The organism is Flavobacterium limnophilum (genome assembly GCF_027111315.2).
Taxonomy (GTDB): Bacteria; Bacteroidota; Bacteroidia; order Flavobacteriales; family Flavobacteriaceae; genus Flavobacterium; species Flavobacterium limnophilum.
In genome coordinates this window covers 4,464,099-4,484,783 of record NZ_CP114289.2, presented here as the reverse complement: position 1 = coordinate 4,484,783, position 20,685 = coordinate 4,464,099, and the positions used below count along the sequence as shown (strand labels likewise).

At 38.5% G+C, this 20,685-nt stretch carries 19 protein-coding genes; 6 read left to right on the top strand and 13 right to left on the bottom strand.

Annotation, left to right across the window (positions count from 1 at the left end; translation table 11 throughout):
* The first annotated feature begins 9 nt into the window (after positions 1-9).
* A complete protein-coding gene (locus OZP13_RS18575; protein ID WP_281298185.1) occupies positions 10-1,212 on the top strand; it encodes a BamA/TamA family outer membrane protein in 1,203 nt (400 codons plus the stop codon).
* Between the two features lie 5 nt (positions 1,213-1,217).
* Here OZP13_RS18575 and OZP13_RS18570 read toward each other — a convergent pair whose 3' ends face one another.
* The 3 genes from OZP13_RS18570 to OZP13_RS18560 form a co-directional block, all read right to left on the bottom strand.
* A complete protein-coding gene (locus OZP13_RS18570; protein ID WP_281298184.1) occupies positions 1,218-3,215 on the bottom strand; it encodes a TonB-copper family protein in 1,998 nt (665 codons plus the stop codon).
* Between the two features lie 60 nt (positions 3,216-3,275).
* Positions 3,276-4,115, bottom strand: coding sequence for a hypothetical protein (locus tag OZP13_RS18565; RefSeq protein ID WP_281298183.1), 840 nt, complete (start codon positions 4,113-4,115; stop codon positions 3,276-3,278).
* An 82-nt stretch (positions 4,116-4,197) separates the two neighbouring features.
* Positions 4,198-4,572, bottom strand: a complete 375-nt coding sequence (locus OZP13_RS18560) for a hypothetical protein (RefSeq protein WP_349293486.1) — start codon at positions 4,570-4,572, stop codon at positions 4,198-4,200.
* Between the two features lie 144 nt (positions 4,573-4,716).
* Between OZP13_RS18560 and OZP13_RS18555 the strand changes: the two genes are divergently transcribed.
* The 4 genes from OZP13_RS18555 to OZP13_RS18540 all read left to right on the top strand — a co-directional run bounded on the left by OZP13_RS18555 (position 4,717) and on the right by OZP13_RS18540 (position 9,676).
* Entirely contained in the window at positions 4,717-5,310 is a 594-nt protein-coding gene (locus OZP13_RS18555) for a Crp/Fnr family transcriptional regulator (protein ID WP_269241612.1), read from the top strand.
* Entirely contained in the window at positions 5,310-6,539 is a 1,230-nt protein-coding gene (locus tag OZP13_RS18550; protein WP_269241611.1) for a hypothetical protein, read from the top strand. Before OZP13_RS18555 ends, OZP13_RS18550 begins: the two co-directional genes overlap by 1 nt.
* Positions 6,540-6,690: 151 nt before the next feature.
* Positions 6,691-8,931 carry a nitric-oxide reductase large subunit gene (locus OZP13_RS18545; protein WP_281298182.1) on the top strand — a complete coding sequence of 747 codons (2,241 nt, stop codon included), beginning with the start codon at positions 6,691-6,693 and terminating at the stop codon, positions 8,929-8,931.
* Positions 8,932-9,121: 190 nt separating this feature from the next.
* Positions 9,122-9,676, top strand: a complete 555-nt coding sequence (locus tag OZP13_RS18540) for a fasciclin domain-containing protein (protein ID WP_281298181.1) — start codon at positions 9,122-9,124, stop codon at positions 9,674-9,676.
* 84 nt (positions 9,677-9,760) lie between these two features.
* Here OZP13_RS18540 and OZP13_RS18535 read toward each other — a convergent pair whose 3' ends face one another.
* The 7 genes from OZP13_RS18535 to OZP13_RS18505 all read right to left on the bottom strand — a co-directional run bounded on the left by OZP13_RS18535 (position 9,761) and on the right by OZP13_RS18505 (position 16,663).
* Complete coding sequence (locus tag OZP13_RS18535) at positions 9,761-10,132, bottom strand: group III truncated hemoglobin (protein ID WP_269241609.1); 372 nt, start codon at positions 10,130-10,132, stop codon at positions 9,761-9,763.
* A gap of 146 nt (positions 10,133-10,278) precedes the next feature.
* Positions 10,279-11,046: an ABC transporter permease subunit gene (locus tag OZP13_RS18530; RefSeq protein ID WP_281298180.1), complete on the bottom strand. Its 768-nt coding sequence runs from the start codon at positions 11,044-11,046 to the stop codon at positions 10,279-10,281.
* Positions 11,047-11,116: 70 nt separating this feature from the next.
* The gene (locus tag OZP13_RS18525; protein WP_281298179.1) at positions 11,117-11,824 is read right to left on the bottom strand and encodes an ABC transporter ATP-binding protein; all 708 of its coding nucleotides are present in this window, start codon (positions 11,822-11,824) and stop codon (positions 11,117-11,119) included.
* Positions 11,821-13,050 (bottom strand): nitrous oxide reductase family maturation protein NosD, encoded by a 1,230-nt coding sequence (locus OZP13_RS18520; protein WP_281298178.1) that lies wholly within the window; start codon positions 13,048-13,050, stop codon positions 11,821-11,823. Before OZP13_RS18520 ends, OZP13_RS18525 begins: the two co-directional genes overlap by 4 nt.
* A 46-nt stretch (positions 13,051-13,096) precedes the next feature.
* Positions 13,097-14,116, bottom strand: coding sequence for a nitrous oxide reductase accessory protein NosL (locus OZP13_RS18515; protein WP_269241602.1), 1,020 nt, complete (start codon positions 14,114-14,116; stop codon positions 13,097-13,099).
* Positions 14,117-14,180: 64 nt separating this feature from the next.
* A complete protein-coding gene (gene nosZ, locus OZP13_RS18510) occupies positions 14,181-16,157 on the bottom strand; it encodes a Sec-dependent nitrous-oxide reductase (RefSeq protein ID WP_281298177.1) in 1,977 nt (658 codons plus the stop codon).
* Between the two features lie 32 nt (positions 16,158-16,189).
* Positions 16,190-16,663 (bottom strand): c-type cytochrome, encoded by a 474-nt coding sequence (locus tag OZP13_RS18505; protein WP_281298176.1) that lies wholly within the window; start codon positions 16,661-16,663, stop codon positions 16,190-16,192.
* 197 nt (positions 16,664-16,860) lie between these two features.
* Between OZP13_RS18505 and OZP13_RS18500 the strand changes: the two genes are divergently transcribed.
* Positions 16,861-17,325 carry a DUF4890 domain-containing protein gene (locus OZP13_RS18500; protein ID WP_281298175.1) on the top strand — a complete coding sequence of 155 codons (465 nt, stop codon included), beginning with the start codon at positions 16,861-16,863 and terminating at the stop codon, positions 17,323-17,325.
* Between the two features lie 137 nt (positions 17,326-17,462).
* Here the strand turns inward: OZP13_RS18500 and hemL are convergent, their stop codons facing one another.
* Genes hemL through OZP13_RS18485 form a run of 3 tightly spaced genes read right to left on the bottom strand, consistent with a single transcriptional unit; the run spans position 17,463 to position 20,429 of the window.
* On the bottom strand, positions 17,463-18,749 hold the full coding sequence (hemL, locus tag OZP13_RS18495) for a glutamate-1-semialdehyde 2,1-aminomutase (RefSeq protein ID WP_281298174.1): 1,287 nt from the start codon (positions 18,747-18,749) through the stop codon (positions 17,463-17,465).
* 5 nt (positions 18,750-18,754) lie between these two features.
* Complete coding sequence (locus OZP13_RS18490) at positions 18,755-19,582, bottom strand: glucosaminidase domain-containing protein (RefSeq protein ID WP_281298173.1); 828 nt, start codon at positions 19,580-19,582, stop codon at positions 18,755-18,757.
* Positions 19,575-20,429: a 1-aminocyclopropane-1-carboxylate deaminase/D-cysteine desulfhydrase gene (locus OZP13_RS18485; RefSeq protein WP_432419464.1), complete on the bottom strand. Its 855-nt coding sequence runs from the start codon at positions 20,427-20,429 to the stop codon at positions 19,575-19,577. Before OZP13_RS18485 ends, OZP13_RS18490 begins: the two co-directional genes overlap by 8 nt.
* Between the last annotated feature and the right edge of the window lie 256 nt (positions 20,430-20,685).

The following is a 20,685-nucleotide window of genomic DNA, read 5'->3' as shown; positions in this document are numbered from 1 at the left end:
TTTTATGGAATGAAAAATAAATTTCTTTTACCTCTACTGTTGCTATTGGCAGTTCTTGACGTCAAGGCCCAAGACAAGGACATTTATTTTATCACGCCCGACAACGACACCATTATCCAAAAAGACGGGGTCGATTATTTGATTCAATTATTCAAAATCAAGAAGAGTCAGGAAAAGATTCAAAACAAGAAAGTCAATTTTTCGTTTTTCCCGACCGATGCCCGAAACGCAGGCGAAAGAGTGCTGGTTTCTTCTTTCAACGCGACATTTTTGTTGGGCGACAAATCCAATACCAACAATTCCACCGTTTATCTTATTCCCTATATTTCATTTAATAATCAATACGGCATTGAACTATATCCCACGATTTGGCTCAAGGAAAACAGCTGGAATTTTGTTGGCGAATATTTTGCGTTAAACTTCCCGCAGGACACTTGGGGTCTGGGAGGCAACACTCCCGAAAGCAACGAAACATTGGTTGACGGCAAACAAATTCGTTTTCATCAAAATGTATTGAAAGGGATTTTTCCCAACCTCGCCGTCGGATTGGGCTATCAATTTGACGAGCATTACGAACTTGAGATAAAAGATTCCAACATCGATGCGGACAATACTGAATCCCCTGAGACAACCACCCGAAAAAGCATTTCTTCCGGACTGTCTTTCCCCATCGTTTATGACAACCGGAAGAACATCATCAATCCCCAAAAAGGGTTTTACTCCAGTTTTACTTATCTCTACAACAGTCCCTCTTTTGGGAGTGACAACAAATGGCAATCCATTTTTTTTGATGTTCGGAAATATTTTTCAATCCCTTACGCCCGAAGTGTTTTGGGATTTCGGTCATATTATTGGTCAATTATTTCGGGCAAGGTTCCCTATTTCGATTTGCCTTCCACAAGAACAGAACCCAGCACCGGAATGTCATCGCGAGGACTTCAAAAAAACAGGTATCGAAGCAATGCCATGCTCTTTTTTGAATCCGAATACCGATTCAACATTACGCCAAATGGTTTTGTGGGTGGTGTCCTGTTTGCCAATACCACTTCAGCATCGGAATACGACAGCCAACATTTTAAACATTGGCAACCCGCGGTTGGAGCAGGAGTTAGATTGAAATTCAACAAATACACCAAAGTAAATGTGGCTTTCGATTTTGGAATCAGTAAAGATTATGCCAGCGTCTATTTGAATATTGGAGAGGCTTTTTAGCAACATTAAAATCCAAAAGCAACATTCAAAAAGAAATTTCTTCCCTTTCTGGGAATGTTGTTCCAGTCCGAAAAAGTGGAATAATTAGTATCGAAAATATTCTCTATTCCTACTTTTACATTGCATTTCACTTTTTCGAAAGCAAAAGAATATCCAGCATCAAAATTCAAGATGGCATAATCAGGCGTTCTGTCTTCTCCGTAAAAAGGGCTGTATTGGGTTTGGGTTGCATTCCCCTGAACGGCAATTTCCGATGAAAAATTTTGCTTTTTGAAATTCAAGGAAGAAAAATAACGCAACGGACTTATGAAAGGCAAATTCTTGTCTTCGAAATCTTTTCCGTAGCTGTAAACCAATTGTCCTTTCAATTTCCAATCTGTTGAAAACTGGTATTCTAAATTCAAATCGGTGTTGAAAATTGCAGCATAATCAAGGGCTGTATAGATTTTTACTCCGCTGGCACCAATGGTCATTGGTACCAAAGTCTCGTCTGGTTTTCCTACGATATAATTGGAAACATGGAAATAGGAAGATGACATTTTTGCACTCCATTTTTGGGTTTTGTAGCCAATAAATAAGTTTCCTTCGATTGAATTTTCGTTTTTCATCTCTGGATTTCCAATGTAATCATAATTATCAAAACTATTGAACAAATAAAATCCGTAGCCTTCTGAAACCGATGGTGCACGCTCGCCATATCCTAAACCAAAACCATACGAAAAACCATTTTCATCGAACAAATAATTAGAAGAAATGCTTGGCAAAATTCGGTTTTTGCTCTCTTTCATATTAGGATAAAAAATTTGCAAACTTTCTAAACCTAATTGACTGGCAACCTGATTATAATGATTCGCCAAACTTCCCGAAAACTTCAAACTCGAATGACAATTCAGAGCAATATTGTCTTCCAAGAACAATGCAGAATAAAACGTTTTCACGTCTGGCCAAGTGTACATGAACATCAATTTTTCGTTCGAATCCGCTGGATACATCGTCATTTCGGCTACTGAACGATTGTAAAATGAGTTCAAATCAGCTAGAAAATGATGGCTATTAAGAACTCCTTTTAGCTTTGAATAAAACCCGAAAGTGTCGCTCCAACCCGGCATGTCCATGTGAATTGGAACCGAAGGTCGCTTGGTGTCATCCATTTTGTGAGTGATGGTATTGTAATACATTTTAGTTTCCCAATTCGTGATTTTGGACGATATTGGAACATACTCAAATTTCAATGAAGTGATTAACGCTTCGGCCAAGGAAACATCCATCGGCAAGGCCGGATAACCCACATTGGTCGCTTTATCATAAATTATCGAACCTTCAATCAATTTATTTTCGGCCAAAGAAAAACCAGAAGTTGCCGAAACATTGAATTTTCGGAACTGTGAAAATTGCACTTCCTGCCCATTTCCATCGGTATAATTCTCGGCATCCCGAAACATGAAATCCGTGTCGATGTAAAACGATTTATCAGTATAATTTACGGCCGAACCCACAATTTTTTGTTGGCTGTTGGTTTCAAAACCCGTATTTACGGAAGTGTCCCAACCCAAATCCGAGAATCCGCTGCGGTTTCTTTGCAAATCTATCGAGCCGCCAATGGTTGCACCGTGACAACTGCCTTGTTGACCTGATTTTATCGTCGCTTCGGACAAATTGGAAACCTCGACATAGGAAGTTATCGGATCCATTTTATCGGTGCAAGCCCCAAAAACACGCATTCCATCGATGGTTACCAAGGTTCTTTCGGTGGTCATGCTATTAATCATTGGTTCCCAAGCATAACTCCCTCGCCTGATCATGTCCACTTTGGTGGATTGTTGCAGATATTCGTCAATGGTCGCCAATGGTTTGGCCTGTTTTTGATACAATTGGGATTTCTTTCCAATGACAATCACTTCCTTCAAATCCTTTGGAGTTATGGTGTCGGCGGGTTTTTCTTGGGCTATACCAATTGTGGTAATGAGAGAACACAACCCTATACTAATTATAAAGTTTTTCATTTTTAAAATTGTAAAATCATCTTTGCCAAAGCCTATACTTTGGCAAAGATTTTTGTGTTTTTAAAACTCTATTTCGAAGTAAATGCTGCTTGCCGGAACAGCATCGGTGATGGTTTCGCCTTTCAAGACAGTTCCTGAAGCGTTGAGTAATTGCAAATTTATTTTCCAATAACCCGTCATGGTCAACGACAATTTTCCGTTGTATAAATCACCTGCAGCTATTTGGGATAAATCCACATTGTTGGGAGAACTATGATTGCCCATACTTGGCATTCTTGGGTCAATTTTCAATTTGTAGTTGTCCACAACCGGAAAAGTCATCATATCCTGCATCTTCCAAACACCTGCCACCATATCGTTGATTCCTACTTTTGGATGGTGTGGGTCAACATAAGCAGCAATATATTTCACATTGTCAGAACCCGTAAAAGTGGTCACTCTTTGTTTTGTAGAAGCGGGAACATCAATAACAGACGTGGCAGTATATGCCGTGCCGTTGATGGTGTAATCTATTTTTAAATCCCAATATTCCGTGGCGTTTTGAGCCATTTGGAAAACAATGTATCCTTCATAAACAGACCCTTCTGTTGATACTTTCGTCACCGGCGATTTTGGACAAGAGTGCGTCTTCATCGTCATGTGCATCAAAGGCATCCAGGAAACGGTGGCATTTGTTATGTATTGATTGCTTGTTTTGTCCTTGATTTTTAATGCGATTTCGTTGAAACCTTGCTCCAGACCGCCCATGTGTTTGTACAATTCTATGGTGTGGGTCGTGTTGGAGATTTCTTTAAATTTGGTCAATCCTGCTAATTCGTCAACTGGCGCATCATCATTGTCTGAAGTACATGCCGCAAAAATGGTTACTAAAACCAATGGTAATATTCTTAAAAATTTCATTTTATATTTTTTTAAATTTTGATAATAAAAGACAGATCGATAGTATCATTATCGAATAAAGTCAATGTAAAAACTTGAAAAATTATGAAATGAAAATCGGCGGATGAAATACAGAAGCAGTATTCAAACGGAAGTATAAATTAGAATAGTTGCTGTTTGTTTGTTGTGTTTCGAAAAAATAAATGGGTGCAATTTTGAAAGATTTGATTTCTTCCAAAAACAAGACTTCAAATTGTTGTGCAGCCATTTTTTTGTCTGAAGAAATTGGCGCTTCATTTTCGGAAGTTTTGGCAAGCTCTTTCATCAAATGACATTTACCATTGCAATGCATTTTTGGCTTGGCCTTATTTTCGCATAGCACGGTAGAAATATACTCATAATTAACTACATAATCTATAACCGGAAGTACCGGCTTCAGTAACATGAACAACGCTAATAGGAATATTATCTTTTTCACAATGCAAATATAGGTCTAGAATTAAAATTATTTTTATGATTCCGGTCATAATTTTTTTAACTTTATAAAAATTAAATTTGTGGCCATCAGTTGTATTTGCCAAGTAAACTACGAAAAATACATAAAATTACCCTACAATCAGATATGCAAATAGACATAGATTTACTTTATTCTTGGGGCGCCGTTTCCAAAAAATACAAGAAAAATGAAATTATTTTTGATGAAGATGAAGTAGCTAATTTTTATTACCAAATCCTTGATGGAAGTGTAAGATTATTCAATTCGAATGACGAGGGCAAGGAATTTACCCAAGGGATTTTTTGCAAAGGAGACGGTTTTGGCGAACCTCCATTGTTTATCAATGAAACCTATCCTTCCAAAGCCGTGACGATTCAGGACAGCACCATCATAAAATTATCCAAGGACAAGTTTTTCAAAATCCTCGATGAATATCCGTCGATCCAGAAATTCTTTTTGATTTTAATGGCACAAAAAATTCATTCGAAATCAAGAACTTCGAAAGAAATCATCAATCAAAAACCCGAGTTCAGGATTGTCGCTTTTTTAAATTCCTTCAAGAAAAAATCAGGATGTGCCAATGAAAAAATCTTGATTCCGTACACCCGACAGGAAATCGCCAATTATACAGGATTGCGGGTAGAAACCGTTATTCGGGTTTTTGCCCAAATGAACAAAAACAATAAAGTGGAAATTATCAATCACAAAATATATTATTAATGTTGAAGATTAAATTTTGGCTAAAAATTTCGTTGTTGAACCTTTGTATCGTTGCGGCACTTGGTGTTTTGATGCGATATAAAATAGGTTTCGAATTTCCGTATTTTGACCAAAAACATCTGCAACATTCGCATTCGCATTTTGCTTTTGCAGGTTGGTTAAGCCACACTTTAATGGCTTTGATGGTGTATTTTCTTCAAACAAAAATTCAAAATTTCGACGGGAATAAATATAAAAACATCATTATTGCCAACTTGATTTGTTCCTACGGAATGCTGGTTTCCTTCATCATCGAAGGCTACGGATTGGTTTCCATTGTATTATCCACGGCATCCATATTCGTTTCCTATGTTTTTGCCTACCGATTTATCAAGGATTTAAAATTATTGGATACCGATTGTATTGCAAAAAATTGGTTAAAAGCGGCCGTGTTTTTCAATGTCATTTCGTCTTTGGGTACTTTTTATCTCGCCTATATGATGGCGAGCAAAAATGTCGTGTTGGATTTGTACCATTCCTCGATTTATTTTTATCTGCACTTTCAGTATAACGGTTGGTTTTTCTTTGCTTGCATAGGTTTGGCTTTTGGTTTTTTAAACCTTCAAAAATCTGAAAATCCCTTTTATGAAACTTCGTTTAAATTGTTTGCTGCAGCTTGTGTACCCGCTTATTTTTTGTCAACGCTTTGGCTGGATTTGCCTCTTTGGCTCTATGCAATTGCGGTGATTGCCGCACTAATCCAAGTTTTTGCTTGGTTCAAACTTTTGATAATTTTAGTAAAAACAAAGAAAGATTTCCTGAAAAATTTTTCTCCACTATTGCGATACATTTTGTTGTTCGTTAGTTTTGCCTTGAGCATCAAATTGTTGCTGCAATTGGGATCGACAATTCCTTTTCTTAGCGAATTGGCTTTTGGATTTAGACCCATCGTCATTGCCTATTTACATTTGGTTTTGCTGGCCATAATCAGCTTGTTTATACTTTTTTACATTTACGCCAATCACCTGATAATCATCAACAAGAACATAAAATATGGACTATTCCTGTTCTCGATTGGAGTGTTGTTGAACGAAATTGTTTTGGCCGTGCAGGGTCTGGCTTCCTTTAGCTACATCCCTATTCCCTACGTGAATTACATTCTATTTGGCATTGCGATACTGTTATTCATCGGAATTGGATATGTCGCCTATTTTTCCATTAAAAAAGTCAAAAACAATCCTCCTTTATAATTTTCTGAAAAAACCCGTTCGAACCGAAGCCTTTTAGAGCCGCTTTCTTTTATGTAATTCATTTTCTTTAAAATAATAGTAGATAAACTTATCCACTATTATTTTGTTTGCATATATTTGCATCATTATTAAGAATAAAAAAAGAAATACAATGAATAGAGAAAAGAAATTGTGGATAGGTTTTGCATTGGTTACAATCCTGTCCTTTTGCGTTTTGGGCTATTATGGCTACGAAATTTACCAACAGGCTCCTCCTGTCCCCGAAAAAATAATTTCGGTGAACAATGAAGTTATTTTCACGGAAGAGGAAATAAAAGACGGCCAAAATATTTGGCAAAGCATGGGTGGACAGGAAGTGGGAACCATTTGGGGTCACGGAGCTTATGTTGCCCCGGATTGGACAGCCGACTGGCTTCACAGGGAAGCCGTTTTCATCTTGAATATTTATGCCAACAAAGATTTTGGAAAAGATTTTGATGCGTTGGACAAGGAAAAACAGGCTGCCCTTAAAATCCGTTTACAGGCAGATTTGCGTGACAACAAATATGACGACAACTCGAAAACCATAACCCTTTCGCAAAACAGGGCTTTGGCCATCAAGCATTTAAGCAACTATTACAAGGGATTGTTCATGGATTCGCCCGAATTTGACCAGTTGCGAAAAGATTATGCCATCCCTAAAAACGCCATCAAAGACGAAGCTAAAATGCACAAAATGAGTGCCTTCTTCTTTTGGGCAACTTGGGCGACGGTTACCAATCGTCCCAATTCAGACATATCCTATACGCACAACTGGCCTGCCGATGAATTGGTGGGAAACAAAGCCACCACCGATTTGATGGCTTGGTCCGGGGTAAGCATCATTTTGTTGATTTTGTGTATCGGACTATTGGTTTTTTACCACGCAAAATCGGGCGAGGACGAAACCTTACCCACTCCTGCGGAAGACCCGCTTTTGAAACAAGGAATGACACCATCGATGCATTTGGTGAAAAAATATTTCTGGGTGGTCAGCTTATTGATGATTCTACAAATGTTGTTAGGAATCATTACGGCACATTACGGTGTTGAAGGCGGTGGTTTATACGGAATTCCAATAGACCAAATCTTGCCTTATGCCGTAACCAGAACTTGGCACACCCAATTAGCCATTTTTTGGATTGCCACCGCTTGGCTTGCCACAGGATTGTACATTGCCCCGGCGGTTTCAGGCAAGGACCCTAAATTTCAGTGTTTCGGAGTAAACTTCCTGTTTATTGCCTTGCTAATTATTGTTTTGGGATCTATGGCAGGCCAATGGTTTGGAGTGATGCAAAAATTGAACCTAATTGAAAATTTCTGGTTTGGACATCAAGGTTATGAATATGTAGATTTAGGTCGTTTTTGGCAAATTTTCTTGCTCATTGGACTTTTCTTGTGGTTGGCTTTAATGGTTCGTCCGCTTTTGCCCATCTTAAAAAGAAAAACGGAAGAAAAGAATCTGATCATCATGTTTTTAATTTCCTGTTCTGCCATTGCGCTTTTCTATTCCGCAGGATTGATGTGGGGAAGACAAACCAATCTTGCCATTGCCGAATACTGGAGATGGTGGGTTGTCCATTTGTGGGTTGAAGGATTCTTCGAGGTTTTTGCAACAGTTGTAATCGCTTTCCTTTTTGTACGTTTAGGCCTTTTGAAAACAAAAACGGCGACTCTGAATGTTTTGTTTTCCACCATCGTATTTATGTCTGGCGGAATTTTGGGAACTTTTCACCATTTGTATTTTACCGGAACTCCAACTGCCGTAATGGCCTTGGGAGCCACTTTTAGTGCATTGGAAATTGTGCCCTTGACACTTATCGGTTATGAAGCCTATCATAATTACAAACTTTCAAAATCCACAAAATGGATTGAAGATTACAAATGGCCCATCTATTTTATGCTGGCCGTATCGTTCTGGAATTTCCTTGGAGCCGGAATCTTCGGATTTATAATTAATCCGCCGATAGCGTTGTATTATGTTCAAGGATTGAATACCACGCCGCTTCACGGACATACCGCTTTGTTTGGCGTTTATGGAATGCTTGGAATAGGATTGATATTATTCGTTCTGAGAAGTTTGTACCGAAATATCCAATGGAACAACAAGCTGATTGGAACTACTTTCTGGTCACTAAATATCGGTCTGTTTTTAATGGCTATGTTGAGTTTATTGCCAATAGGAATTTGGCAAGCCATTGAAAGCATTGAAAAAGGAATGTGGCATGCCCGTTCCTCCGAATTGATGCAGGAACCAACAATGATTGTATTGAAATGGCTTCGCGCCATAGGAGACAGCATCTTCGGAATCGGAATTGTCGCCTTTGCCTGGTTCGTGTTTGATTTGACTTTGAAAAACAAAACCAACAAATAAAAAAAAGCAATACATTGGCAAAGGTCAATGTATTGCTTTTTTTTGGCTATTTTGGTTTACGTCCAGGAATTGGATTTATCTCCTGTTTTTCTTCAAAAAAAATTAAAAACAAACCCCTTTTATGATTGCACTCATAAAATAAGTGTTTGAAAATTAAGTGCTTTGCTTGATAAACTTAAGCATCTTAATTATGAAAAAAACTATCCAATTGATGTTAATTACCTGTTTTGTTGCCGCTTTTGGTTGCAAACAAAATAGCGAATCCACAACAGAAACCTCAACCGAAACCACGGAAGTCCAAGCTACAGGCCAATCGAGTGTCCAAGACGAAACTTCGGCACCAAACATTGTGCAGGTTGCCTCTGGAAGCAAAGACCACACTACGCTTGTTGCAGCCGTAAAAGCCGCCGGATTGGTAGATGCCTTGAGCAATGCTGGTCCATTCACCGTTTTTGCGCCAACAAATGCCGCTTTTGACAAACTTCCTGCAGGAACTGTAGAAGGTTTATTGAAACCCGAAAAAAAGGAAGACTTGGCCAATATCCTAGGTTATCATACTTATGTGGGCACCTTGAAAACAGAATATATGCAAGACAGTCAAGAGTTCGACATGGTCTTTGGCGGTAAAGTAAAAATCACCAAAAAAGGAGACAAAACCTTTGTCAACGGTTCAGAAATCGTGGCTTCCATTCCAACATCAAACGGGATTATTCACGTGATTGGCGATGTATTACTTCCAAAATAAATTATTAATTCACTTCTATATAGGTTAAACAAAAAAGCGTGAGTTACAGCAACTCACGCTTTTTTCATGGAATGATTTTACGATTTATCTATGCGCCTTGTGCATCATTGCTGCAGCAATATTGGTGGCTCTTTGCTTGATTTCCTCGGCTTTTGCACCTACAAACAATTCATCGACAGTGGTATCAAACAAGACAATCCAATGTTGAAAATGTTCTACTTTTACTTCACTTTTTTTGTGTAATTTCTCGTGGGCATCCATCGGATTTCCTTCATAATTTCCAGAAGACAGCAAAATGTTTTCAAAAAAATCACACATTGTAGGCAAATGATTTTCCCAGTTTACTTTGGCGACATCATTAAAAAAACAGCTGATTGCCGCATCCTCCCTTACTTTTCCGTAAAAAACATCAACCAACTTCTCAATGTCTGCCCTATTCTTGATATCTGTTTTCATATGTTGATATTTATTGTTTTTTATCGGTCATATGTAATTGATGACCGTTAATATTGTTTTTTTTTGTCATCGAACTTCGTTTCGCATATCACCATTGTTTTTTGTGACCAATTTATCGATTATGCTCATTTCATTTTTTAACTTTTTTACAAATCTTTATTTTTAAATTTTTTAAGGGAAACATAAAACGGAATTATTATCCACAAACACAATAATAGGAATGAAACCGTTAATCCTAATCCGGTTCCGAAAAAATCCTTGAAAATAGCTCCAGTATAACCCATCATTGCCGAGACGTCAAGCTGCAACAAGATTTGGATTCGCGCCAAATCGATAGGACTAAAAGCGGTAACCGCCACCATTGCTTTTTCGATGGGATAATCTGAAAATTGGAACAACAAGAACAAAACCATTCCATCAAAAAGCAGGGCAAAAAACAACCACGTCATTATGGAAATGCCAATTCCCTTGGCTTTGTCTCGGGTAAGAATCGAACTCAAAAACGCCAAAGCCACAAAAATCAGGGAAATCAAACAGCCCACAATTACCATCATTATCCCAACGCTGTCTGGTGCATTAACCAAAAGTGGAATTCCTGCTCCAATAAAAAAAGCCGAAACCATTGACAGCGACAAACCGAGGAATAAACTCAACCAAATCTTCTTTCTTTTCACCGGTTGGCTCAACAAAAGTTCAATAAACTCGGAGCTGTTGTACAAATAAATCGTTGCAAAAAGGATGGAAACCAAGGGAACCGTAAATAAAATTACGTTCAAAATCGTGAGCAATCCCTTGGCCGAATTGTCTTCCAATCCGAAAGAACTCCAGGAAAGCAAAGCTAAAATCAAGGTGTAAGCCAACACGATCTTGTTTTTTAGAATGTCGAGAAATATGATTTTAATGATTCTGTTCATTGCTTTCGTTTTTTTCCTCACCCCAACCCTCTCCAAAGGAGAGGGAGCCGAAATGAGATTAATTTATATTTTAGTTATTTGATTTCAAAATACTTGAAATTGCCTTGGATATTTTTTGTTCGTTTGTTGATTCCAACAAATCGGCTATGGTTTTATGAAAATGGACTTTGCCGTCTTGCATAAAAATAATCTGGCTGATCATGTCGTCGAGTTCGCTCAAAAGATGGGAAGTAATCAAGATGAGTTTTCCTTTTTCTCGTTCCTTGATAATTTTTTCCTTCAATATTTCCGAAGCCAATGGATCCAAACCTGCCGTTGGTTCGTCCAAAATCAACACGTCGGGATTGAACAAGAAAGCTAAAATCGCACTCACTTTTTGGGTGGTTCCGCCGGAAAGTGTTCGCATTTGTTTGTCGAATATTTTTTCGAGTTCGAAAGCCTTGATTAAATCTTCGTCCAAAACTTCGTCTGAATTTCGGATTTTCTTGATCATTTCGATGATTTGACCCACCGTCATGTAATCGGGATAACGCCCTATTTGAGGCATATAGCCAATTTGGTTGCGATATTTATATTTATTTAATATCGATTTTTCATCAAACAAAATATTACCTTTGGTAGGAATGACCATTCCCAAAATACTTTTTATCAAGGTGGTTTTTCCGCAACCGTTTGGACCAATTAGCGCGATGCATTCTCCTTTGTTGAAAACAAGATTGACATCGTTCAAGACTTCTAATTTTCCGAATTTTTTATATATGTTTTTAATTTCAATCATAAGGGTAACGAATGCATTAATGGGGTTTTGTCAACAAAATTATCTGGCGTGATACTGGGCAATATTTTCTCCGATTTGTCCAAAAGCGTAATCATGAAACTCCTGAAAAGCAGCATCGCCGAAGGATTGTTTTCGGTAATGACGGCGAACAAACTCAAGGGATGAAATGGCACGTCGCCCACTCCATTTTTGTCTAAATCATAGCCTTCGTATTTGTCCCAATAATTGCCGTTGAAGGTATTTAGAACCAGACTTCCGTTAGTACTGATATCAAAAGTGTTGCCCAAGAAATTATTGCTTTTTATTTCATTTTCCATACAACTGGCCTGGATTTTCATTCCCCAACCATTGGCTTCAAAGATGTTTTTTTGAACCAAAATCCGGGTCGTTCCTTCCATGTGGATTCCCGAAGTGTTCCGAGCAAATTTGTTCCCGATGATGTAACTGTCCGAGATTTCTTTGAGGAACAATCCGTAAGCGGCATCGCCCCAATTTTCCTCGAAATGATTGTTGAGCATCTTGACTCTTTTGGTAAACATCACGGCAACTCCGGCGCCATTGTTTTTGAAAACATTCGAAATATAGGCATCGTCATTGGAAAACATAAAGTGCAATCCGTAGCGGATATTCTTGGTGGAAAAATTCCCTTTAATTATCGAATTGGTTACAAATTCAAAATAAATGCCATCGCGATGACCCGAAATGGTGTTGGAAATAATTTGGAGTTTGTCACTTTTCCAGCAATGAATTCCGTTGCCGATACGTTGTTCTTCTTTGCCGTAAGCCAAAATCTTGTTGTTTTTGACAATGCAATTGGCTCCGTTTTGAATGTAGATTCCGAAGAAATTATCGTCGAGGATATTGTTCTGGATGATGACGTTCTTTCTGTTGTACACCTTGATTCCACAAGGATCTTCGAGCGTGGCATAACCCGATTTTATTACCTTGAAGCCTCTAACAATTACGCCGTCGGCTTTTATGGACAAGACTTCGTATTTCTTTTGACCGTCCAGAATTGGGTAATTCTTGCCAATAAAAACTATCCTCTTGTTGATGATGATGTTTCCTTCTTTATAATGTCCTTTGTGAACCAAAACCGTGTCGCCCACTTTGGCCAATGCGATGGCTTTTTTGATTGATTTTATGGGTTTATTGGCACCAACTTCAATCACTCCGGCTTGAAGAAAGGAAGAAAACAAAAGAAATATGTAAAAGATTTTTTTCATTGTTTGTGAAAAATATCTTTGTCAAAGTTTTGAACTTTGACAAAGATTATTTAGATATAATCGTTTCCCAATTAATAGGTTTTGCATTCAATTTGGCGGCAAATTCTTTACTTTCTTTTTCAGACGGAAAAGCAATGATTCCACCGTGCATCGGACTTTGAATCGTTCCTCCAGAAAGAAAAAAAGCAGTTTCGGCTGGAATTAGATTGTTGTCTTTGGTGAAATCACTTACGTAATAAGCCCCCATTTTTGTATTGGCGTTTTCTTTGCAATAATTGACCATACAGCTAATATCGTCAAATTTGTACACTCTCCCTTTTTGGGTAATTACTTCGGCCGCATATTTTCCGTCGGCAATGCTCATTTTACAGAAGTCGCAATTGTCGGCATTCAATTTAATGGGCTCGACTTTGAAATCTCCACAGGACATAAAAGAAAGGGACAAGAACAAAATTAAAACGGCGTCTATTTTGGGTTTTCTAAAAATCCTGTTTACCAAATGCGTTTCTTTTGCCACAACAATAAAAAGCAATACTCCCGCTGCAATCAACATCCAACCCCCAACGTCCGGAATGGAATAAGCCCCAAAATTCAACAGTTGTTTATAACCAATCAAAGGCGGTTGATACGCCATTCCCGGCACCACGATTGCGGCATTTGGATCGAGATTGTGTCCGTATTCATAATTCCATCTGTAAAAATCCACGCCTGCCAAAACTCCGAAAAGTATAAAAGACGAAAACAGTGCAATCACGCCTTTTCTTTTATTCACAAAAACCATTGCCAATGCAAATAATCCAAAAAATCCGACGATGTAAGGCAATATTTGAAACTCGGGAAAGTCCTCCGTATGCAGGGTTTTCATTCCGATGTAATGATTCAATCCGTTGATGATTTCGACATCTCCGCCAATTTTGTTGGCGTGCAATTGCAAGACCAAACCTTCGGGATATTGAGGTGCTTCGAGTTCAATTCTCCACATTGGAAACCAAAGGGAAGCAAAAAACAAAGCACTCACAGCCAAAAGAACTACTTTTGAAAATACAGCTATTTTTGAAGTGTTCATACTAATTGTTGGTATAAAAAAAGGGAACAAAGAGACTTTGTTCCCTTTAGATTAAAGAAAATAATTATTTAACTGCTGGAAGATTTGTTCCCAAGCTAAAAGTCAAAGGCACTTTGCTTCCTGCAGGAGAAACTCTTACGTAACCTTGCATTTCTTGGTGCAAAGCACTGCAGAAATCGGTGCAATAGAATGGGAAGATACCCACTTTTTTAGGAACCCATTTTAAGGTGCAAGTTTCGCCAGGCATAATCAACAATTCTGCATTGTCTGCTCCTTTTATGGCAAATCCGTGAGGCACATCCCAATCTTGTTCCAAGTTGGTTACGTGGAAATAAACCTCGTCACCCACTCTTATTCCTTCGATATTGTCCGATGCAAAGTGGGAACGAATCGATGTCATGTAGACATGCACTTTATTGCCTTCTCGAACCACTTTGGCCTCTTTTTCTCCTTTGGTCGCAAATGGGTGTTTGTTTTCTTCAATTTTGAAGAACTTCAACTGGCCGTTATTTCGAATCAAATCGGCTGGAGCAGCTTGTGCATAATGGGGTTCTCCAATGGTTGGAAAATCCAGAATCAACTGCATTTTGTCACCGCTAATGTCAAATATCTGTGCACTTTGGGCCAATTCAGGTCCCGTTGGCAAGTATCTGTCTTTGGTAATTTTATTGTAGGCGATCAAGTATTTTCCGAATGGTTTTTTGCTGTCTCCACCAGGAATACACAAGTGACCCACAGAATAATACGTTGGAACCCTATCCAAGACTTTCAATGATTTGATGTCCCATTTCACCACTTCGGAAGAAACGAAGAACGTGGTATAAGCATTTCCTTTTCCGTCAAATTCGGTATGCAATGGACCAAGACCTGGTTTTTGAACTTCTCCGTGAAGAGCTGCTTCATATTTCACCACTGGAATTCCTTCATAATCTCCGTCAAATTGTTTGTTTTTGATGGCGTTTTGCAATTTGTCGAAACTAAATACAGGAATCAAGGCAGCCAGTTTTCCTGAACCCACAATGTATTCTCCCGTTGGATCCACATCACAACCGTGAGGTGATTTTGGACAAGGAATCATGTAACAAATGTCTTTTAATTCTTTGGCACTTAAAACCAACACTTCCGATTTCATTTCAGATTTGGCTGTTTGTGTTTTTTCGTCCCAAGTATTGTGAACATATTTTGCAGGCACTTTTTTTCCTTTACCCGCTTTGATGTATTCTTCAGCTTTCTTCCAGTTCACAGCCATGATAAAATCTTTATCTTTTTGGGAGGCATTTACTTCAAGTAATGTATTTGCCTGCTCAGTATTGTAACACGAGAAGAAAAACCAACCGTGCGATTTGCCTTTACCGGCGTGGCTCAAGTCGAAGTTTACTCCCGGTGCTTCTATTTGAAAAGAAAGATCCATTTGTCCTTCTTTGCCCACTTTTACAAAACTCAAATATCCTTTGAAATTTTCTTTGTATGTGTTGATTGGCACATCACCGTTGGCATTATCCGGTGGAACGCTAAAACGAGTTCCAGCCACCACATATTCCGTATTTTCGGTAATAAATGGGGAAGAGTGATTTCCTGCACTGTTTGGCAACTCAATAATTTCGGCGGTTCTAAAAGTTTTTAAATCCAGACGAGCAATTCTAGGCGTATTATTGGCATTGGCAAAAAGCCAACGACCGTCCACTTCACCATTGGTTTGAGACATTTCAACGTGGTGTTGATCGTCCCAAGGTACAAATCCGTGAGAAGTGTTCAACATTGGTTTGGTTTCTTCGCTGTAGCCATAACCACTTTGTGGATCTACCGAAAAAACAGGAACCACTCTCAAAAGTCTTCCGCTTGGCAATCCGTAAACGCTCACTTGACCGCTAAAACCTCCCGAAACAAAATTGTAAAATTCATCGTATTTTCCCGGTGCCACATACGCTTTTTGCGCAGCATCACCACTCACGACATCTCCTGAATTCTTAGGTTTACAAGAAGTAAAAAATACGGCTGCCATGGTAAGAGCCAGCGTCGCTTTCAAAAATTTATTTTTCATGTTAATTGGTTATTAATTTGGTTTTCGATTGTTTATTTTACACCGTCGTTTTGGCGCATGAACTCCAGAATATTTCTTGCATCGGCATCGGTAAGGGATTGATTTGGCATACGTAACAAACAAAGTTCCAATTGGGCTTGAAGTTTAGGGTCTTTGTCAATCATTGGATCCGGATTGGTAATGAAGTTCATAATCCACTCGGGTTTGTTACGTTCCGTAACTCCTTTCCAACCTGGTCCAACCAATTTTTCGTCTGTCAATTTATGACAAGCAGAACATTTTACAGATTGGATTTTTTCACCTTCGGTAGCCATTGCCACATCGAGTTTTTCGCCTAAATCCACAGAACTATATTTCCCCAAACCTCTATTTGGATCATAAGTAGATGGATCTGCGGCCGTTTCGGTAGCAGCTTCTCCTGTTGAAAAGTCTTCATTTGAATTTTCCTTCTTTCCGCAAGAAGTAAACATAATTAGTGCAACAATAAATAAAGATAATTTGTACATAAAAGTTAGGTTTTAAATTTCTTGTACAAATTTGGCAATACTTTAACCGATTGATTATGATTGCAATCATACTTGAAAAAAAAATATTTTCCATAATTAAATACCTGATTTCAAGAACCAAACCATAATTTTTTGTTAACATTTAAACCTTTGTCATCCTTCTGCGTCTTATCACTATAACATAAATATTAAAAGAAATGAAAAAAATAATTTTAATGACCTTCCTTATGGCCGGGATGACCATAATGGCGCAACCAAGAAACAACAAGCATCAAGGAAACGGGATGGATCAATTCACTTCAGAACAAAGAAGTGAATTGCAAGTAAAAAAACTTACCCTGGAACTAGACTTAAACGAGTCGCAACAAAAAGAGATAAAAGCCTTTATTGCCGACAAGAACACCAAAATGGAGGCGCATAAAACCGCAATGAAAGCGATGAGGGAAAAAGGAACAAAGCCTACCAGCGACGAGCGTTTCGCCATGAAAAGCAAAATGCTTGATGAACAAATTGCCGCCAAAAAAAGAATGCAAAAAATACTAAATGAAAAGCAATTTGAAAAATGGACTGCTTTAAAAGAAGAACATCAGGGTGACCGCAAAGGAAATCGCCAAGGTAACCAACAAGGAAAACATCCAAAAAATCAAGAAAGAAGAGGTTAAAAAAATAGTTAGTTAAATTGGTTAGTTAGTTAAACTTCCGGGTGGTTCCGGAAGTTTTTTTTTACCTCTCCCCAACCCTCTCCAAAGGAGAGGGAGCAAGAATTGGATTATTTTATATTTCTAAATGGTATTAATCACTAAAACGTTTTGGAAACTTTATCGATGGCTTTAATCGTAAAATCAAGGTCTTCATAAGAAAGCGCATCGGTGATGAACCAAGTTTCATAGGCCGATGGCGCTATATAAATACCTTCTTTCAACAAACCGTGGAAGAATTTTTTGAAGATTTCATTGTCGCCTTTTGCCGCAGTTTGAAAGTCATAAACGGGAGCGGCATCAAAATGCACCGAAATCATGGAACCCACCCTGTTGATGGTAAAATCTACCTTGTTTGCTTTTAGAACCTTGTCAATTCCCGCAGCCAAGTAAGCTGTTTTTTCTTCCAATCTTTTGAAAATTTCTCTATCAGAATCCAAAGCTTGCAACATCGCCAATCCGGCAGCCATCGCCAATGGATTTCCAGATAAAGTTCCCGCTTGATAAACAGGTCCTAATGGAGCCAAATAATTCATAATTTCGTTTCTGGCTGCAAAAGCGCCCACCGGCAAACCGCCACCAATCACTTTTCCGAAGCAAACAATATCGGCATTGATGTTGAACAATTCCTGAACCCCACCTCTTGCAAGTCGGAATCCTGTCATTACCTCATCGAAAATTAGGAGAATTTCGTTGTCTGTACACAATTGGCGCAAGCCTTCGAGAAATCCTTTATTTGGTGGAATACAACCCATATTTCCAGCAACTGGTTCTACAATTATGGCTGCTATTTCACTTTTATTAGCTTCGATTAAAGCTTTGACATTGTCTAAATCATTGTATTTTGCAAGCAAAGTATCTTTGGCTGTTCCAGCAGTAACTCCTGGACTATTTGGTGAACCAAAAGTAATGGCTCCACTTCCGGCTTGAATCAAAAACGAATCGGAATGTCCGTGATAACATCCGGCAAATTTTATTATCTTGTCTTTTTTGGTAAATCCACGAGCCAAACGAATCGCGCTCATACAGGCTTCGGTACCAGAATTAACAAACCTGATTTTATCGATATTGGGCACCATTGAAACGGCCAAAGCTGCGATTTGGGTTTCCAATTCCGTCGGCATTCCGAAAGAAGTACCCAGTTTAGCTTTTTCGATTACGGCATCTACAACGGGTTGGAAAGCATGTCCCAAAATCATTGGCCCCCAAGAATTGATGTAATCTATTAATTGGTTTCCATCTTCGTCGAATAAATAAGCTCCTTTGGCGCTTTTGACAAAAATGGGTGTTCCTCCAACGGCTTTGAAGGCACGAACAGGCGAATTTACACCACCCGGAATTACTTTTTCGGCTTCAGCAAAAAGCTGGCTGCTTCTTTGATACAACATAATCTTTATTTTATTAGTATGGTTTGCCCTATCGAAATGGCATTGTCAAAAATATTGTTTTGTCTTTTTAACTCTTCGATGGAAATATTGAATTTTTTGGAAATGGAATACAAAGTATCCCCTTTTTGGACTTCGTATTGATTGGCTTGTCGGCTTGCAACCGGCCTGGTTGACGTTGGCGCATTTTGGCTTTTGTCCAAAACATAATCCTTGCCCAAAACCAAGTTGTCGTATTGATCCAAATGGTAGCGTTCGATATAATTAATCAATTTCTCTGGATAATTGGGATCCGTGGCATAACCGGCTGCTTTCAATCCTTTGGCCCAAGCTTTGTAATCGCCTTTTTTCAAGCTAAATAAAGTGGCATACCGGGTTCTTTTGGAGAGAATGTCGGCATGATCTTGATAGGATTCTTGCGGGGTTTTATACTTTCTGAAACATTCTTGGATGGCGTCGTCATCGTGATTCGTGGTTTCTCCTTTCCAATCCTTGTAGCATTTTATCCCGAAATGATTGTTGGCCGTTGATGCCAATTTACTCTGTCCGGCAGCCGACTCCAAAATTCCTTGGGCCAAAATAATACTCGCCGGAATGCCGTAATTCCGCATGTTGCTCATCGCTATGTCTTTATAATGAAACACATAACCGTTTATCAAATCCGAAGTCACCACCGTTTTGGAGGCCGATTGTGTTGTTTCGTTCTTTTTGTTCGCCGCGGAAGTTGTCTTTTTATACTTTGAATTTCCTGCCTTTGTGGTTACAATTACCGACTTGGAAGTATTGCAACCGATCAAGGTTAAAATTACGATTAGGAGTAGTATCTTTTTATACATCTATGGCTATTGTTGGTAAACGTTTGTTTTTTAATTTGATGTTCATTCCTGCTATTCCCTGAAGTCCGCCAGTGTGAATGAGTAAAATTTTTGAATTTTCCGGAAAATAATCTTTTTGGATTAAATCCATAACGCCAAAAACCATCTTTCCCGTATAAACTGGATCCAAAGGAATTTTGTTTTCTTCAAAAAACTGGTTGATGAAAGCGATTAACTCCGGATTGACTTTACCGTACCCCCCAAAATGGTAATCGGTGATTACTTCCCAGTTCTGGTTTCGGGCAAATTTACGAATATCTTCTTTTAAAAAGTCCCCTTTCAAGGATGGAAACCCCAAAACTTTTTGGTGTGGCAAAATACTGTTTATTAGACCCGAAATTGTTCCTCCAGTTCCAACGGCACAACAGACAAAATCAAATTCAGCATCTTCTTTGGTCAATATTTCTTCGCAACCTTTGACGGCAAATTCATTGGTTCCTCCTTCGGGAACAAGATAAAAATCACCAAATTCTTCTTTTAAATGCTCCAAAAAATCAGCTTCGGTTTTATGGCGATAGGCTTCACGAGTGACGAATTTGAATTGCATTCCGCAATTTTGGGCAAACTTCAAGGTGGGGTTTTCAGAAATTTTTTCCCTCAATTCATCTCCACGAATAATTCCGATGGTTTTGAATCCATATTGTTTTCCAGCATAGGCGGCAGCGGCAATATGGTTAGAAAATGCTCCTCCAAAAGTGAGGAGGACATCCTTGTTTTCGGCTTTTGCCTGAATCAAGTTGTATTTCAATTTTCGAAATTTATTCCCGGAAATAAATGGGTGAATGAGGTCTTCACGCCTTATGGACACAGAGACTTTATTTGTGGACAATTTTATTTTTTGGGTAAGAATTTCTCGCAAAACAAATAGTATTTGGTGCAAATATACAACACTAAATGATTGTATTATTTGGGTTTGTTGCAGGGCATTCGCTTTTAAAATTTTGGTTACTGATAAGCTATTTAAGTTGTGTATAAAAGCACACAGATGACACGGATGGAACAAATTTTACACAGATATTCAAATAATAGATAAAAATCCGTGCAAATCTGCATAAGCTGTGTCA